Source organism: Methylomonas koyamae (assembly GCF_006483455.1).
Lineage (GTDB): Bacteria > Pseudomonadota > Gammaproteobacteria > Methylococcales > Methylomonadaceae > Methylomonas > Methylomonas koyamae_B.
The window spans coordinates 52,965-69,471 of record NZ_PPPU01000011.1 but is presented as its reverse complement, the minus strand read 5'-3'; the positions used below and the strand labels follow the sequence as shown (position 1 = coordinate 69,471).

The window sequence follows — 16,507 nt, the reverse complement described above, 5'->3', positions numbered from 1 at the left end:
GGCAAATCAGAGTCGGCAAATGGTTTGGCGTAGGGGCGTTTTGCTCCGGATTTGCGCCACCTGAGCCGTTCGAGTTTTTCAGGTAAAAAATCGCCCGTGTTTTTGCTGCTCAGAAATCAGCGCTCGGTTCTCGAATAGCCCTTCCTGCGCATGAACTTCGCACCTCCCTCCCTCCGCAATGCTTTCCGGATTCATCGCTAAAGCCGATTAGTCGCCGTTCCACTGCATAAGGTTCAGAAACAGTGATAAATATTTCGATGTGGTGCTTGCCAAACAGAGTTTGTTCGGAAATAATAAAAACGAAACGTTTTATTTTTATTTACCGGAGCAGACGATGGCAGCGGAAACGACGAACAAACCTAAAGTGGGTAGGCCGAAAGCCGGTACCGAAGCCGAGCGCAACGATCATTTGCTGGATCAGGCGCTGGTACAGTTCATGCGCGAGGGCTATGCCGCCGCCAGTATCGCCAAAATCGCGGCGGCGGCCGGGGTTTCGACCCGGACCATTTACGAACGCTATAAAAACAAGGCCGAGCTAATGCTGGCGTCAGTCGATAGGCTGGTCGAAACCGACATTTCCGAAATGCAAGGTATCGAAAATTTGGAGCATCTGGCGTGCCGCGACGGCTTGATCGCGCTCGGCGAAAAGCTGCTGGGCAAAGTCATGCAGGCCGACATGATCTCGTTTTACCGGATGGGCGTCGCCGAAGCCTGCCGGTTTCCGGAACTGAGTGAACTGATCAAGAACACCGGCCCCAAGCGCATTCAAGAGATGATCGCCGCTTACCTGCACCGGCACGCCGGGGATACCGTGCTGTCGGCAGCGGAGTTCGAGCCGGCGGCGGCCTTGTTTTTGGAAATGTTGATTGCCGAACCGCGAAACAAAGCCTTGTTCGGCATTCTGGAAACAGATTGGGATGCTCGCGCCCACGTCGAATTCGTAGTGCAGGTGTTTTTATACGGTATCGCCGGCCGGAGGCCGTCATGAAGGCCGCGATCATGACCATATTGGCCGGCGGCGCGCTGGCCGGCTGCAGCGTGTTTCCCGATTACGTTCGGCCGGCTGTCGACACGCCGGCGCAATGGCAAGTTCGACGCACCGAGGCCGACGGCGCGGCGGAACGGCTGGACTGGTGGCGCCAGTTCAACGATCCGGTGTTGACCCGCTTGCTGCAGGCCGCCGAACAGGATAATCCGACGCTGGATCAAGCCGTGGCGAGCATCGCTTCGGCGCGCGCCAGTCTGGCCGGCGCGGAGGCGGGCGGCATGCCCGGCCTGACGGCAAATGGCGCGTTCAGCCGGTCCAAGGGCGGCACCTCCAACGGTATCAACGGCCAAACCAGCGGTGCTATCGGCACTGGGTTCAACAGCGGGATTACCCAACTTCTGTCCGGCAGTCTGGACGCCAGTTGGGAACTGGATTTGTTCGGCAAATTCGCCTTCGGTCGCCAAGCCGAGCAGGCCCGGCTGGATGCGGCTGAATTGGCATTGCACAACGCTAAAGTGAGTTTGGCGGCGGAAGTGGCGAGCGATTACGTCGGTTACCGGGCCTGCCAACTGACCGCGGCGGCCTATCAAAACGCAATTGACTCAAAGCAGGATACTGCCCGCCTGACCGGCACTCTGGCTCATGCAGGCTTTTCGTCGCCCGCCGACGCGGTTTTGGCCGAGGCCAGCCTGCACGCCAGCGAATCCAGTCTGATCGCCCAACGCGTCGAGTGCGACAACACGGTCAAGGCCTTGGTGGCGTTGACCGGTCTGGCCGAGGCCGAGTTGCGCGCTTGGTTGGATCGTGGCGGCGGCATACCGACCCCGACCCAATTCCGGGTGGATAGCGTGCCGGCCGATCTGTTGACTCAGCGTCCTGATCTGGCCGCCGACGAGCGCAAGCTGGCGGCGGCCAGCGCCGACATCGGCAACGCGGTCGCCAAGCGCTATCCCAGCGTCAGCCTGACCGGTTCGATCGGCAAGCGCAAAACCGAAACCACCGGCTTGACCCTGAGCAGCAACACCTGGTCGATCGGCCCGACCGTGAGCTTGCCGATCTTCGACGGCGGCGAATTGCGCTCCAAGGTCGATAGTGCCGAAGCCGCCTATGCCGGCGCGCTGGCCACGTACCGGAGCGACATTCGCGCCGCGGTCAAGGAGGTCGAGCAAGCCTTGGTTAATCTGAGCGGCGCCGAGCAACGCGAAAGCGTCGAAGCCCGTAGCGCCGAACAATATCGCCGGTATTTTCAAGCGTCCGAGCAGAACTGGCGGGCCGGCGGCTTGAGTCTGCTGTCGTTGGAAGACGCGCGCGGGCAGATGATCGCGCAGGAAATCAGCCTTATCACTCAACAACAAAATCGCGTGCAGTACTGGATCGCACTTTACAAGGCTCTGGGTGGCGGATGGCGCGCCCAGGATACGCAATTGAGCGTCGGCGACGCCCGGCACGAGGAACAATTATGAAGATACGGCAAACGCTACACCTTAAAACCTGGTTTGTCGGCCTGACGCTGGCCGGTTTGAGCATCGCCGTGCTGGCATTCGCCGCCAAACCGGCGCCGGCTGAGGTTGTCGCCAAAACCAAGGCGGTGCTGGCCGTGGAAACGCTGACGCCGAGCCGGCAAGACTGGCCGACCACGATCAAGGTCAACGGCGCGGTAGCGGCTTGGCAGGAAGCCAAAATCGGCGCCGAAATCGGCAGTTTGCGCATCAAGCAAGTCTTGGTCGATGTTGGCGACCGGGTCAAGCGCGGTCAGGATTTGGCGGTGTTGGCCGACGACACCGTCGTTGCCGAACTGCACAAGCAACAAGCCAGCGTCGATAAAAGCCGGGCGAATTTGGCCAAGGCCCGCGCCGACGCCGCCCGCGCCCGCGAAATTCAAGACAGCGGCGCGCTATCGTCGCAGAAAATCGACGAATACGTGATCGCCGAACAAACCGCCCGCGCCGATCTGGCCTTGGCGGAAGCCGAATTGGAAAACCAGCGGATTCGCTTGCGCCAGACCCACATCGTTGCCTCGGACGACGGCGTGATTTCGGCGCGTAGCGCCGGCTTGGGTGATGTGGTGACAGCGGGGACCGAGTTGTTCCGGCTGGTGCGGCAGGGACGGGTTGAGTGGCGGGCCGAGGTCAACGCCCAGCAGCTCGCCCAAATTCGGCCCGGCCAAACCGTTGAATTGAGCTTGGCGGACGGCGGCCGGGTGAGCGGCACTGTGCGGATGACCGCGCCGACCGTGGACGACGCTACCCGCAACGCGCTGGTTTACGTCGATATTCCCAGCGCCGCCGCCAAACCGGGCATGTATTTGCAAGGCAGCATCGCCGTCGGCGAACAGGCTGCCTTGGTCGTGCCGCAGACCGCGCTGGTGTTACGGGACGGTCGCGATTATTTGTTCGAAATCGCCGAATCCTCGGTCGCCACCGGGACTCAAACGGTGATACAGCGCAACGTGGTGACCGGCCGCCGGGTCGGCGACTGGGTGGAAATCCGCGAGGGCATTGCCGGCGATGCCCATTTGGTTGCCGGCGGCGGCGCATTTTTAAAGGACGGCGACATCGTCAGCGTCGCCCCCTGACAACCGACGAACGGGGCGGATATCCGCCACTCTTAAACCGGCGCTGTCTAGCACATCGCCATAGACTAGCGCCCAAGCGCCGCATCGAGCGGTTTCGGGCGCGGGAGCAAAATCATGAATTTTTCCGCATGGGCCATCCGTACGCCGGTGCCCAGTATATTGTTGTTCGTGGTGTTATCGATTTTGGGCGGCATGGGTCTCAAGCAATTAGGCAAACAAAACTTTCCGGACATCGAAGTGCCGACCATCACCGTCGCCGCTACTCTGGAAGGCGCGGCGCCGGCGCAATTGGAAACCGAAGTGGCGCGCAAGATCGAAGACAAGATCGCCGCGATCGGCGGCGTCGAGCACGTGCGCACCACGATCACCGACGGTTCGGTTTCGATCAAGGTCGAGTTCAACATCGATAAAAATTCCGAGGAGGCGCTGAATCAGGTGCGCAACGCGGTGGACGGTGCCCGCTCGGAATTGCCGTCGGCGATGGCGGCGCCCATCGTCTCTAAGACCACGACCGCCGGCGGCGCGATTTTGACCTACGTGGTCAGCGCCGAAAACATGGACGAAGCGGCCTTGTCGTGGTTCGTCGATAACGACGTCAGCAAGCACTTGTTGGCGGTGACCGGCGTCGGCAAGGTCACCCGCACCGGTGGCGTCGATCGCGAGGTGCACGTTGACCTGGACCCGGTGCGGATGGCGGGCTTGGGCGCGCTGGTCAGCGAGGTGGCGACGCAACTGAAGAAGGTTCAGCAGGACGCGTCCGGCGGCCGCGGCGATATCGGCGGCGGCGTGCAAGCGGTGCGCACCATGGGTCGGGTGGCGACGGCCGGCGAGCTGCGCAACCTGGACATTCCGCTGAGCAACGGCAGCCACATCAAACTGGACCAAATCGCCGACATCAGCGATACCATCGCCGAGCGTTCCACCTACGCGACCTTGGACGGCAAGCCGGTGGTTGGCTTCGACATCGTCCGCAACAAAGGCACCAGCGAAGTCACCGTGGCGGAAGCGGTACGCGCGGCGTTGGCCGAGTTTGCCGCCGCGCATCCGCAAGTGCAAATCCGCGAGGCCTTCGACACCGTGCAGCCGGTCGAAGACAACTTTACCGGCTCCATGCATTTGCTCTACGAAGGCGCCTTCCTGGCCGTCATTGTGGTCTGGTGGTTTTTGCGGGATTGGCGGGCGACGCTGGTCGCGGCGGTCGCCTTGCCCTTGTCGATTTTGCCGACCTTCGCGGCGATGTGGTATTTCGGCTTCAGCCTGAACATTCTGTCGCTGCTGGCCCTGGCCTTGGTGGTGGGGATTTTGGTGGACGACGCCATCGTCGAAATCGAAAACATCGTCCGCCACTTGCGGATGGGCAAGACGCCGTTGCAAGCGGCGATGGACGCCGCCGACGAAATCGGCTTCGCGGTGATCGCCACCACCTTTACCTTGGTCGCGGTGTTCTTGCCGACCGCGTTCATGGGCGGCGTAGCGGGCAAATTCTTTCGCCAATTCGGCGTGACCGCCGCCGCCGCGGTACTGGCGTCGTTGTTGGTGGCGCGCTTGCTGACGCCAATGATGGCGGCTTATTTACTGAAGCCGCATCCGGAACGCGATAGCGGCGACAGCGCGATGATGCGTATTTATCTGCGGGTGGTCGAGTGGTGCCTGAGCCATCGAATGACGGTCGGCGTCGGCGTGGTGGTGTTCGTGGTGGCTTCTTTGAGCCTGATGCCTTTGCTGCCCAAGGGCTTCGTGCCGGCGGCCGACAACAGTCAAACCAAGGTTTCGTTGGAATTACCGCCGGGCAGTTCGCTGGCGCAAACCCGCCGTGTCGCCGTCGAGGCCGAACGCCGCTTGCGCGAATTGCCCGACGTCACCCAGGTGTTCACCGCGGCCGGCGTCTCCAGTAGCGGTGGCGGCGGTGCGGATGCCGCGACCACCAACTACGAAGTGCGCAATGCCACCTTGACCTTGAGTTTGCGCGATCGCGCCGAACGCCCGTATAAACAAGCGGCGGTCGAGGCGGCGATTCGCGAGAAACTGGCCGATCTGCCCGGCGTGCGGGTGGCCGTCGGTGCCGGCGGCAGCGGTGAGAAATTGCAACTGACGCTGGCCAGCGACGATCCGCAAGCCTTGCGCCGGGCCGCCGATGCGGTCGAGCTTGAGTTGCGCCAACTGCGCGGTCTCGGGAACATTACCTCCAGCGCCAGCCTGCAACGCCCGGAGATTCAAATCACTCCGGATTTCGGCAAGGCCGCCGAATTGGGAGTCACGGTCGAGGCCTTGGCCGACGTGGTGAGGGTCGCCAGTTACGGCGATTACTCCAACGTGATGGCCAAGCTGAATCTGCCGCAACGGCAAATTCCGATTCGGGTGCGGCTGGCCGAATCCGTCCGCCGGAGTCTGGACGAAATCGGCCAACTGCGGGTGGCCGGACGCGGCGGCAGCGTCAGTTTGGCCACCCTGGCCGACATTCGCCTGGCCGGCGGCTTGCAGCAAATCGACCGGCTGGACCGGATGCGCAATACCACCTTCGACATCGAGTTGGGCGAGCGGGCGGTCGGCGACGTGCTGGCCGAGGCCATGCAATTGCCGACGCTGCAAAATCTGCCGGCCAGCGTGCGCACGATAGAATCGGGCGATGCGCAACGGATGAACGAGTTGTTCGGCAGTTTCGGCGGGGCGATGGCCATTGGCGTGTTGTGCATTTATGTGGTGCTGGTACTGTTGTTCGGCGACTTCAGTCAGCCGGTGACCATTCTCGGCGCGCTGCCCTTATCGCTGGGCGGGGCTTTTCTGGCCTTGCTGATGACCGGCGGCAGCTTCGCGATGCCGAGTGTGATCGGGCTGTTGATGCTGATGGGCGTCGTCACCAAAAACTCGATCCTGCTGGTCGAATACGCGATGATTGCCCGCCGGGAACACGGCCTGAGCCGGCTGGAGGCGGTGATCGACAGTTGCCGCAAGCGGGTGCAACCGATCCTGATGACGACGATCGCGATGGGTGCCGGCATGCTGCCGATCGCGCTGGGTCTGGGCGCGGACCCGAGTTTCCGGGCACCGATGGCGACTACCGTGATTGGCGGCTTGCTGACATCGACCGCGCTGAGTCTGGTGGTGATTCCGGTAGCCTACACCGCGATCGACGACCTGTTGAGTTTCGCCCGCCGTCTTTTTGCTTCGGTTCGACCCGGAAACGATGGTCGCGATGCAAGATACGGATTGGCCGAATAACCGGTTTAACGAGTTGGAGACCAAACTTGAGCGGGCGCTGAGGGGAGAGCAATCATGCCGCTCTCCCAAATCTCCAGGCATTGATTTTAAGGGGTGGTGCCAGGCGACTGCGCCGGCAGGCTGTTTAACTGCGGCAATAGGCCCCCGGATACTTTCCCCGATCCGGGGGCGCAGGAATCAGGCAATCTCGGCGCTGCTGATCCACAAATCGTGCTTGTTGCACAAACTCAGGGCGTACAGCGTGCCGACATAGCCGTCCAAACTAAAGGTCGAAACCGGCACCGGGTCTTTACTTGGGTCCAACATGTGTTCGGCCAGGAATTTGTAGTCCTTGTCCAGCAGCACGTGTTTGACGATGTAATGCTCGTATCCTTTCATTTCGTGCGGGGTGGTGACTTTTATGCTGATTTTGCCGCCGTCTTTGGTCGCCTCGATCACCGGCAAGTGGGTGGCAGCCTTTCCGGCCCAGCGGCCCTGAGCGTCCTTGGTGTAGAACAGGTCCCCCGGCGGTGTCGGTACCGCGCCGGCTGCCGCCGAAGCAGCGTGGGGAAGGGCCAGGCCGGCTACCGCGCCGGCCGCGCTGAATTTAATAAAATCGCGACGTTCCATAATAATTTTCCTGGGTTGTGATGGCTGGATGTGGGCGATTCGGCCCGGTAGCTAACGATAATGGATAAATCCGGCCGGGTAAACCGCTTAGACTTGCCGGAGCTGGGATAACACGGAATCCGGGCGGCCAATTAATCGTCGGCGTAGACGCGGTTAACCAGTTCTTTAAACCAGCGCGGCCGGAAAATAACCACGTATAAGCCCAGTGTGCTGGTGATCGGAATCGGTCCGACGCTAAAAATCATGAACACTAAAAACACGGCAGCGCATTTGAATCGGGTCGCGGAGGAGGCTTTCATTGTGGTTCTCCGCTAATGCGGGCATCGCCGGCTGGTTGCGGCTTGCCGCTCGGTTTCGGCCAGTACGGTAACGCCAGAATCAGGATGCAGACCAGCCAAGCCAGCAATTGCCGGTTCTGCAAGGTATAGCCTAGCGCGACCGGCAGGCCCTCGCCGATGCTGGGGTGGGCCTGGATAAAGTCGTAGGCCGACATGAAGGAATAGGTTTCGCCGGCGACGACGCCGAATATGCCCAAGCCCAACAAAAATGCCAGGCGGCCGCTGTATTTGCCGGCCTCGGCCCCGCTATTCGTCGTCAAGTCGCCGAGCCGGCGGCATACGGCTAGCGCAGCGATCCCCACGGCCGGAATCGTGAATTGCTCGACCGGAAAACTCAAATAGCGGCCGTCGAACGCCAGCAGATAGGTTTTTGCGACGGCCAACGCCATGAACAGCAAGTACCCGGTTTGCAGCGCTACGCGGCAGGGGGCCGGAACGGCTCGCTCGGCTACTGCGGCGTAAACCTGGATCAGCAGCAGGCCGGCGAGTGCCGCATTGCCGCATATCATGATCAGCGTGTAGGCCTGTTGCCAGACGCTGTAACTGGTCTCCCAGGATAAGTCGGCCAGATGCACCAGGCATCCGCTGAATACCTGGATCAGCAGCAGATACGCCGTTAGCTTCGGCCAGGCCAAATGTTGTAAAGCCCGCCGGCCGATGCCGGCCGCGGCCAGACTCAGCGCCGCGCCCCAGCCGAACTGCTGCAGCCAGTCCGGATTTTCCTGTACCGGTCCGGTCAGCGGAAACACCGGTTCGCGGTCTATGTCCAGTAAGCCCCAATTGGCGCCGACCACGCCTTCGTTGTGGCTTTTCCAGGGCTGATTGAAAGCTTCGACGATGTTGTAATCGAAACCGTGGCGGTTGGCGACCTGAATCAAATCGCGGATATAACGCGCCGAGTTGACCACGCCGGGTACTGCGGCGCCGCGCTGCCTGCCGAGCGAGGGCCAGCCGGATTCGCCAATCAGAATCGGTTTGTCGACGCCCATACTGCGGGCCTTTTCTTCGATCTGGCGCACGATTTTTTCGACGTGGTCCGCTGCGTGTTCGATCGCGACCGGTTCGTCTTCCCAGTAAGGCAGGATATGCACGGTGATGAAATCCACTTCCTGGAACAGTTGCGGATATTGCATGTAACTGGACCAGACGTCGGCATAGGTCACCGGTTGTTTCACCGCTTGCTTCACCTGGCGGATGTAAGCGATCAGCGTGTCGATATCCATGTCCTTGCGCAATAACACTTCATTACCGACGATGACCCGGGTTACGACGTCCGGGTGCTGGTTGGCGGCTTGAATCAGGCTCTGGATTTCGACTTTGTTTTCCGGGTGGCCGTCGCCGAGCCAGGCGCCCATCATCATATTCAAACCGTATTGGCGGGCGTATTCCGGTGTCGGTTGCATGCCGCCGCGCACGGAATAGGTGCGAATGGTGTAAGTTTTGTCGGCGATCAGCCGGGCGTCGGTGTCGATATGCTCCGGCAACGGAAATTTTTGGGCGATCGGGCTAAAGCCGGCGTGGTAAGGCGCAAACGATAGGCTGCGCAATTTGCCGGACGGCACGTCCGGGCCGGCCGCTTGCGGTTGGTTGCGATACCAAGCGATGGAGCCGTGGGCGACGAAAACGAGTAGCAGGCAGAGCAGGACTTTGAGCGAAGACATGCGGATGAGGGAAGCCGATAATGAATTCGGCGATTATACACCGGCCGTTGCGGTGCCGATGTCCGCGGCTGCAATAGTGATGACGGCAACGGCCGCTCGAATCTATTGCCGATGAAGGAATTTTAAACTGTGCCAAAATTATCGAAATAGGCGGGCGGGTATCGGCCCGTGGCAAGCGATCCCTTTATCCGGACCATTCGAACATTTTGGCATGGCGAGAAACCGATTTATTTTGTTTGCAACGACGGCTTACCTGATACTCGGTTTGGCCTGGATATTTTTATCCGACACCTTGTTGGCTCAAATTACCGACACCGAATCTGTGGTCTGGTTTTCGACCGCAAAAGGGGTGTTGTTCGTCGTTGTCACTACCGGTTTTCTGTTTTTTGCATTGAATTCGGTCGCGACCGCTTCGGCAGCCGATCAGGCCCAATCCCATCTGAATTCGGCGGTAACCGGTTTTCTCGATAAACCGCGGCGCTGGCCCATGTACCTGTTTGCCGTCTGCATTACGCTGGCGACGATTTGGGTCAGGCAAGAGTTCGCCATGCCGTTCGGCCAGCGACCGATGCTGGTGCTATTCATGATCCCGGTCGTGTTCAGTGCCTTGCTCGGCGGCAGCGGGCCAGGGTTTACCGCGACGCTGCTGTCGACCGGTTTCGTCTGCTATCGGCTCCTGCTGCCGCTGGACAGTTTCGTGGTGGTACCGGCGGTGGAAAGTTTGCAATTGGCGATTTTTCTGCTGTCGGGAATTACCTTGTCGTCGCTGAGCGGGCGCTTGCAGCGTTCCTTGGCGGAAGCGCAAGCCACCCGCTACCTGCTGCAAGCCATCGTCGACGGTACCCCGGATGCGGTATTCGCCAAGGATGCACTGGGCCGATACGTGCTGGCCAACGCCGCCACCTGTGAATTCATCGGCAAACCGCTCGCGGAAATCATCGGCAAAGACGACTTGGCCTTGTTTCCGGTGGAGGTCGGGATGGCCTTCATGACCAACGATAGGGCGGCGATGCTCAGCGGCAAACCGATCATGCTGGACGAGCATCTGGAAAACCGGGACGGTTTAGTCCTGGAGTTTTTAACCATCAAAGGGCCGGTCGTCGGCCGTAACGGATCGCCGATCGGCATGTTTGCCGTTGCCCGCAACGTGACCGAGCGCAAACGCTTGATGGATACCATCGAGCAACAGCGAATAGCGTTGGCGGCCAGCGAGACCCGCTTCCGCCGGATGTACGAGCAGTCGCCCGTGGCCTTTTCCACCAGCAACCGCGATGGCGCCTTCGTCTCGATGAACCGCGAATTCGTCAAACTGTTTGGCTATGGGCCGGACGAATTGTCCAGCATAGAAGATTGGCGGGATAAAGTGATCGCCGATCCCGAATCGAGTCTGCAGCAACTCCAACTCTGCCGGCAGCGGTGGGCCGAACTGGTGGAAACCGAGTTAACCCAATCCGAGTTGTCGGTGCGCAGTAAAGACGGCAGCATCAAAACCGTACTGCTCGGCCGGGTCCGGTTGGGCGACGAAATGTTGTTGTCGGTGTTGGATATTACTCAGCGCAAACGGGCCGAAGACGCCTTGGCGGACAGCGAGGAGCGGTTGCGGATATTGATCGAACATGCGCCGGCGGCATTGGCGATGTTCGACCGGGACATGCGTTACCTGGCGGCCAGCAAACGCTGGCGCGAGGATTACCGCTTGGGCGACACCGCACTGTCCGGCGTATCGCATTATGCCGTGTTTCCGGAGATCGGCGACGACTGGAAAGCTGTTCATCGCCGCGGCCTAGCCGGGGAGGTGATCCGCAAAGACGAGGATTGTTTCCGGCGTAGCGATGGCAGCGTGCAATGGTTGAAATGGGAGGTACGGCCATGGCCGGCGCGAGATGGTTCGGTCGGCGGCGTTGTTTTCTTCAGTGAGGACATTACCGAACGCAAGGCCGCGGAGAGCGAACGCTACCGCCTGTCGGAGGCCTTGCGTCAATCCGCGGCTCCCAATGTAATCGCCGCTGCCGACGGCACCATTGAATTTGTCAATCCGGCGTTTTTGCAATTATTCGGCTATGCCGAGCATGAGGTCTGCGGCCGCCACCCGAGTTTTTTGGTGCCGGACGACCCGGACAGCAGAGTCGAACAACTGGACATATTGCGGCAGGCTTTCGAGCAGGGCGGTTGCGCGCGGGAAGTTGTGCGGCAAGCCAAAGACGGTAGTGCCGTGCCGGTGTTTCTGACCGTGTCCAGTATCCGCGATGCCCAAGGCAATTTTCTCGGTCTGATGACAACGATTTTCGATCTGCGGGCGCTCAAGGCCAAAGAAGCGGAACTGGCGGTGCGGGAAGTTTTTTACCGTACCATCCTCGATAATGTCCCGGCCATGATCGGGTACTGGGATAAAGATTTGGTCAATCGCTTCGGCAACGCCGCTTACGCGGATTGGTTCGGCATCGATCCCGCAGTGATGCGGGGTAGACACATGGGCCAAGTGTTGCCGGAGGGGGTTTATCCGAGCAATCTGCCTCGGGTTGCAGCGGTGTTGCGCGGCGAAAAACAGGTATTCGATACCGAATACCCGGCGCGTAACGACCGCCCGGGACGTCATGCCATGGTGCAATACATTCCCGATATCAGGGACCACGAGGTCAGGGGATTTTATGCAATCGTTTCCGATGTGACTCATCTGAAGCAGGCCGAAGCCGAACTGGAAAAACACCGGTTTCATCTGGAGCGCCTGGTCGAAGCCCGCACCGGGGAAGCCAGGCAAGCGGAACAACGCTACCGGCAAGTGGTCGAGTCGGCCGCGGAAGGCATATTCGAACTGGATGCCCAGGGTTTGGTGCGGATGGCGAATCCGGCCGCGGCGCAATTGTTGGGCTATGCGGTCGAAGACATATTGGGCCGCAACGTGCACGACGTGATTCATTACCGGCGGGCCGACGGCCGGCGTTGTGCTGCCGAAGCCTGCCCTTTGTTCCATGCGGTTGTTGCCGGTAAGGAGTTGCGGCTGGACAGCGAGGTGTTTTGGCGTGCCGGCGGCCATGCGCTGCAAGTTTCCGTTGCCACGCAGCCGGTTTGGAACGGCGACTGCTTGTCTGGCGCGGTAATGAGCTTCTACGACAATACCGAACGTTACTTGGCGGATCAGGCCAGGGAAGACGCGCGCCGGGCCGCCGAGCAATTGGCGCGGCTGAAAAGCGAGTTTTTGGCCAATATGTCGCATGAGATCCGCACGCCGCTAAACGGCGTGCTCGGTTTGGCCCAGATCGGTTACCGCGACAGTGTGGGCCGAGGCGAAACCCAGGAGATATTTTCCCGTATTCTCGATTCCGGCAAATTGTTGCTGACCATCATCAACGATATTCTGGATTTTTCCAAAATCGAAGCCGGCAAGCTGGAAATCGAAAGCGTGCCGCTCGATCCCGGCTATTTGGCCGACACCGCCTTGCAAACCTTTGCCGAGGCCGGCGCCGTTAAGGGACTGAAATTGCTAGTCCAAAACGACGCATTGCCCAAGGCCTGCCTGGGCGATCCGGTCAGAATTTCCCAGATCCTGATCAACCTGATTGCCAACGCCATCAAATTTACCCAGACCGGCGAAATCTGCCTAAGCGGCAGCTGCGAGGGCGGCGAGTTGGTGTTTCGCGTCCGCGATACCGGCATCGGTATTGCCGAATCCAATTTGGCTCGATTGTTCGAGGCGTTCGAACAGGCCGACAGCGCCACCACCCGCAAATTCGGCGGCACCGGCCTGGGCCTGGCGATTAGCCGGCGTCTGGCGCTAATGATGGGCGGTACGCTCGAGGTCGACAGCAGACTGGGTGTGGGTAGCACCTTTACTCTGCGCCTACCGCTACGGCTGATCGATCACTGCGACAATCCGGTTGCCATCACCCGCACTACCGGCGAAAGGCGTCTGGCCGGCCTGCGGATACTGGCCGCCGAGGACAATGCGATCAATCAGTTGGTGCTGGAGGATTTTCTGCGCCAGGAAGGCGCCGAGGTGCAGATGGTCGCTAACGGGCGTTTGGCCGTCGAAGCAGTGCAACACGCGGCGCAGAACTTCGATCTGGTGTTGATGGATGTACAGATGCCGGAGATGGACGGGCTCGAAGCAACTCGGCTCATCAGGCAAATTGCGCCGGCGCTGCCGGTGATCGGCCAGACCGCTCACGCCCTGAAAGAAGAACATAGGCGCTGTTTGGCGGCAGGAATGGCGGCGACTTTGACCAAACCGCTCGATATCGAAACCCTGGTGTCGGCCTTGCGCGATCAGATTGGCAATGCCGGTGCCAATCCGGGCTTGGCGCCGTTGAGTTTAGGCCAAGCGGAGCCGACGCCATTGCCGGCAGTCGATTGGCCGGCGCTTGCCAAAAAGTTTCCGAATCAAACCGATTTCGTCGACCGTTTGATTCGTATGGCGGCCGAGCACCACGCAGGCGATGCCGAACTATTGCGCCAAGCGCTGGCAAGCCGGGATTTAGAGGTAATCAAGGAGATGGCTCATAATTTAAAAGGCATGGCCGGCAATGTCTGCGCGCCGGAGTTGGAAGCGGTTGCGATTCGGGTGTTGCGTTCGGTCCGGCTTGGCGACGAGCATGCGTTGCGCCAAGCCGAAGAGTTGATCGAGGCCTTGCAGCGGGCCATCGCCGAGTTGAATCGAGGCCGTCCCGGTTGACGCCCTGCGGCCGGCTGCTTGAACCGGCCGCAACCAACTAGAGCTTATGCGCTGGCCGGCGCGGTAAACCGGAGGCGGCGACACAGCGCTAACCAGCCGGCGGCGAACAACCAGCCGGCAGCCGGCAACGGTACCTGGCTGACCATGGCGTTGGCGACCAGCGCATGCATCGCCGCCGTCGGATGGAAATCGTCCCAAAACACATGATTATTCGGATCGGCGCAGGCGTCGGGTAAGCTGACGCAGGCGCTGACCGCGTTGCCGAAGCCGAATCCGGCCGGATTGGCGACGATGGCATTGAATAAACCGAACGAGTCGAATTCGACGATGTCGGTGGCGGCGAACTGGTTGTCGACCAGACCCAATAAACTGGTCAGGGTTTGGTTGAAGGTCAACGAATATTCGCGCGCCGGGTCGATCACGTCCTGGCCTTGGCTGGTGACGAACGGCGTCAAGCCCAAATCGGGCAAGTTGGGCACCAGGATGGTTTCTGCGCCGAAAGCCGCCAACGCACCGACGTAACCGGCGATGTTGGTTGCGGCGGTTTGTGCCGCTTTTTTGGCGACCGCGCTGGGGTCGAGGCCGGATTGAGTTGCCAGCGGGATATAGACGTCGGTCAGATAGTCGTTGGCACCGCCCCAGACGAAGTGCAGCGCATTGGCGGCCGGGGCGGCGGTGTTCAGATAAAAACCGATTTGTTGGGCGATGCCCGGTAGAGCGAAACCGCCGGGGGCCGACTGCGAGCCGCCGTCGCCGAAGTTACCGATGCCGCTGGTGGCGCCGGAAACCGAGTAATTGAAAAAATTGCCGGCGTTGGCGCCACCGGGCAAAACCGCATTCGCCACCCGCTCCACGGCGGCAGGGCCGTTGGAATAGCGGCCTTCGAAATAGGGCGGGCAGGGATGGTTGGAATCGCAATTGCCGTTGGGATTGATCGGCCCCGGATAACCATTTAAAAAATTGTAAATGCTCCAGACCGACGAGGCGCTTTTGCCGCTGTCGGACAGCGAGTCGCCGAAGGCATAAACGCTGGAAAAATTTGCCGCCTCGCTTCGGCCGGCGGCGGTTGCCGCGATCAGAATCAGGGCGGCGACGGATAGTTTGTGGTTCATGGGATGCTCCCTTTTGGCAGTTTAAGTTAGGCCTTCCCGGCGGATTTTGCTCCTGAATTCGTGCGTTTTACCTCGCCGAAACGGCTGCGCTTTGATCGGCGTCAAACCTTCGCAATACACGGCTTTACCGATCCCAGCCGTCCAGCAATTCTATCCAGTGCACCACCGGCAGTTGCGCCGTTTCCCGTAAGTGCAACAGGCAGCCGATGTTGGCGCTGGCGATCAATTCCGGTTGCCCCGCTTGCAGTGCGGTAAGTTTGGCCAGGCGCAGGCGGCCGGAAAGTTCCGGTTGCAACAACGAGTAGCTGCCGGCCGAGCCGCAGCACAAGCCGGCATCGGCCACCGTCGCCAACTCGAAACCCAGGCCGGTCAGCAGACTTTCGACGACGCCGGCCAACGCTTGGCCGTGTTGCAGACTGCAAGGCGCCTGAAACGCAATTTTGCGTGGGCAGGCCGCCAATTTGGCGGTGTCCTCGGCTCGAATGATTTCGGCAATATCCTTGGCTTTGGCCGCGACTTGCGCCGCCTTTGCGGCATAGTCCGGGTCGTCGCGCAGCAGATAGCCGTAATCTTTGATCATGGTGCCGCAGCCGCTGGCGGTGATGACGATGGCTTCCGCCCCGGCCTGCAATGCCGGCCACCAGGCGTCTATCCGGCGCCGGATCGCGTCCAGTGCCGCTTCGCGCTCGTCCAGATGGTGAGCCAGCGCGCCGCAACACGCGCTTTGGCCTTGAATCACGCTGATGCCGAGACGGTCCAGCACCCGCGCCGTGGCGGCATTGATGCGCGGCGCCAGCGCCGGCTGCACGCAGCCTTCCAGGATCAGCATCCGCCGCCGGCGGCTTAGCGGCGGCCAGGTTTCCGGCGTCGGTTTGGCCGGTACCTTGGCCCGTAACGCGGCCGGTAGCAACGGTTTCGCCAGCCGCGCCAGTGCGGCCAGCGGCGACAGCCGGCGCGGGTAGGGCAGTATCGCCAGCAAGGCCCGGCGCAGCCAGCGCTGCCGCCACGGCCGCGCGATCCGGCCGGCGGCGATTTCCCGGCCCACATCGAGCAAGCGGCCGTACTCGACGCCGGACGGGCAGGCCGATTCGCAGGCGCGGCAGCCCAGACAGCGGTCCAGATGGTGTTGGCTGGAGGCGGTGGCGTTCTGGCCCTCCAGCAGTTGTTTGATCAGATAAATCCGGCCGCGCGGCCCGTCCAGTTCGTCGCCTTGCAAACGGTAGGTGGGGCAGGCGGCATTGCAAAAGCCGCAATGGACGCAGCGCTGCAACGCCGCTTGAGCGGCGTCGATACCGGGGTGGCCGGCCAGGCTTGGATCGATGCGGGTTTGCATGGG

General features: G+C 60.9%; 10 protein-coding genes. 5 read left to right on the top strand and 5 right to left on the bottom strand.

Translation table 11 applies throughout. The features are described 5' to 3' along the window. Positions 1-334 precede the first annotated feature (334 nt). The 4 genes from C2U68_RS05790 to C2U68_RS05775 all read left to right on the top strand — a co-directional run bounded on the left by C2U68_RS05790 (position 335) and on the right by C2U68_RS05775 (position 6,782). Positions 335-988 carry a TetR/AcrR family transcriptional regulator C-terminal domain-containing protein gene (locus tag C2U68_RS05790; RefSeq protein ID WP_140911570.1) on the top strand — a complete coding sequence of 218 codons (654 nt, stop codon included), beginning with the start codon at positions 335-337 and terminating at the stop codon, positions 986-988. Then, the gene (locus tag C2U68_RS05785; protein ID WP_140911569.1) at positions 985-2,451 is read left to right on the top strand and encodes an efflux transporter outer membrane subunit; all 1,467 of its coding nucleotides are present in this window, start codon (positions 985-987) and stop codon (positions 2,449-2,451) included. Before C2U68_RS05790 ends, C2U68_RS05785 begins: the two co-directional genes overlap by 4 nt. After that, complete coding sequence (locus tag C2U68_RS05780; protein ID WP_140911568.1) at positions 2,448-3,563, top strand: efflux RND transporter periplasmic adaptor subunit; 1,116 nt, start codon at positions 2,448-2,450, stop codon at positions 3,561-3,563. The genes C2U68_RS05785 and C2U68_RS05780 overlap by 4 nt, the downstream gene beginning before the upstream one ends. 114 nt (positions 3,564-3,677) lie before the next feature. Beyond that, the gene (locus C2U68_RS05775) at positions 3,678-6,782 is read left to right on the top strand and encodes an efflux RND transporter permease subunit (protein ID WP_140911567.1); all 3,105 of its coding nucleotides are present in this window, start codon (positions 3,678-3,680) and stop codon (positions 6,780-6,782) included. Positions 6,783-6,959: 177 nt separating this feature from the next. Here C2U68_RS05775 and C2U68_RS05770 read toward each other — a convergent pair whose 3' ends face one another. From C2U68_RS05770 to C2U68_RS05765, 3 genes are all read right to left on the bottom strand, one after another. Then, positions 6,960-7,391: a desulfoferrodoxin family protein gene (locus tag C2U68_RS05770; protein WP_140911566.1), complete on the bottom strand. Its 432-nt coding sequence runs from the start codon at positions 7,389-7,391 to the stop codon at positions 6,960-6,962. A gap of 131 nt (positions 7,392-7,522) precedes the next feature. After that, entirely contained in the window at positions 7,523-7,690 is a 168-nt protein-coding gene (locus C2U68_RS21115) for a hypothetical protein (protein WP_186289507.1), read from the bottom strand. Beyond that, entirely contained in the window at positions 7,687-9,390 is a 1,704-nt protein-coding gene (locus C2U68_RS05765; RefSeq protein WP_140911565.1) for an exo-beta-1,3-glucanase, read from the bottom strand. Before C2U68_RS05765 ends, C2U68_RS21115 begins: the two co-directional genes overlap by 4 nt. A 211-nt stretch (positions 9,391-9,601) precedes the next feature. On the opposite strand from C2U68_RS05765, the gene C2U68_RS05760 reads away from it, so the two are divergent. After that, positions 9,602-14,059, top strand: a complete 4,458-nt coding sequence (locus C2U68_RS05760) for a PAS domain S-box protein (RefSeq protein WP_140911564.1) — start codon at positions 9,602-9,604, stop codon at positions 14,057-14,059. Positions 14,060-14,103: 44 nt separating this feature from the next. Here the strand turns inward: C2U68_RS05760 and C2U68_RS05755 are convergent, their stop codons facing one another. After that, positions 14,104-15,171 (bottom strand): SGNH/GDSL hydrolase family protein, encoded by a 1,068-nt coding sequence (locus C2U68_RS05755; protein ID WP_140911563.1) that lies wholly within the window; start codon positions 15,169-15,171, stop codon positions 14,104-14,106. A 124-nt stretch (positions 15,172-15,295) separates the two neighbouring features. Then, a complete protein-coding gene (gene glcF, locus C2U68_RS05750) occupies positions 15,296-16,504 on the bottom strand; it encodes a glycolate oxidase subunit GlcF (protein WP_140911562.1) in 1,209 nt (402 codons plus the stop codon). Positions 16,505-16,507 lie beyond the last annotated feature (3 nt).

Bases quoted from the DNA above. Each gene is read 5' to 3' on its own strand.
- C2U68_RS05790 (WP_140911570.1), top strand. From the start codon at position 335: ATGGCAGCGGAAACGACGAACAAACCTAAAGTGGGTAGGCCGAAAGCC.
- C2U68_RS05785 (WP_140911569.1), top strand. From the start codon at position 985: ATGAAGGCCGCGATCATGACCATATTGGCCGGCGGCGCGCTGGCCGGC.
- C2U68_RS05780 (WP_140911568.1), top strand. From the start codon at position 2,448: ATGAAGATACGGCAAACGCTACACCTTAAAACCTGGTTTGTCGGCCTG.
- C2U68_RS05775 (WP_140911567.1), top strand. From the start codon at position 3,678: ATGAATTTTTCCGCATGGGCCATCCGTACGCCGGTGCCCAGTATATTG.
- C2U68_RS05770 (WP_140911566.1), bottom strand. From the start codon at position 7,391: ATGGAACGTCGCGATTTTATTAAATTCAGCGCGGCCGGCGCGGTAGCC.
- C2U68_RS21115 (WP_186289507.1), bottom strand. From the start codon at position 7,690: ATGAAAGCCTCCTCCGCGACCCGATTCAAATGCGCTGCCGTGTTTTTA.
- C2U68_RS05765 (WP_140911565.1), bottom strand. From the start codon at position 9,390: ATGTCTTCGCTCAAAGTCCTGCTCTGCCTGCTACTCGTTTTCGTCGCC.
- C2U68_RS05760 (WP_140911564.1), top strand. From the start codon at position 9,602: ATGGCGAGAAACCGATTTATTTTGTTTGCAACGACGGCTTACCTGATA.
- C2U68_RS05755 (WP_140911563.1), bottom strand. From the start codon at position 15,171: ATGAACCACAAACTATCCGTCGCCGCCCTGATTCTGATCGCGGCAACC.
- glcF (WP_140911562.1), bottom strand. From the start codon at position 16,504: ATGCAAACCCGCATCGATCCAAGCCTGGCCGGCCACCCCGGTATCGAC.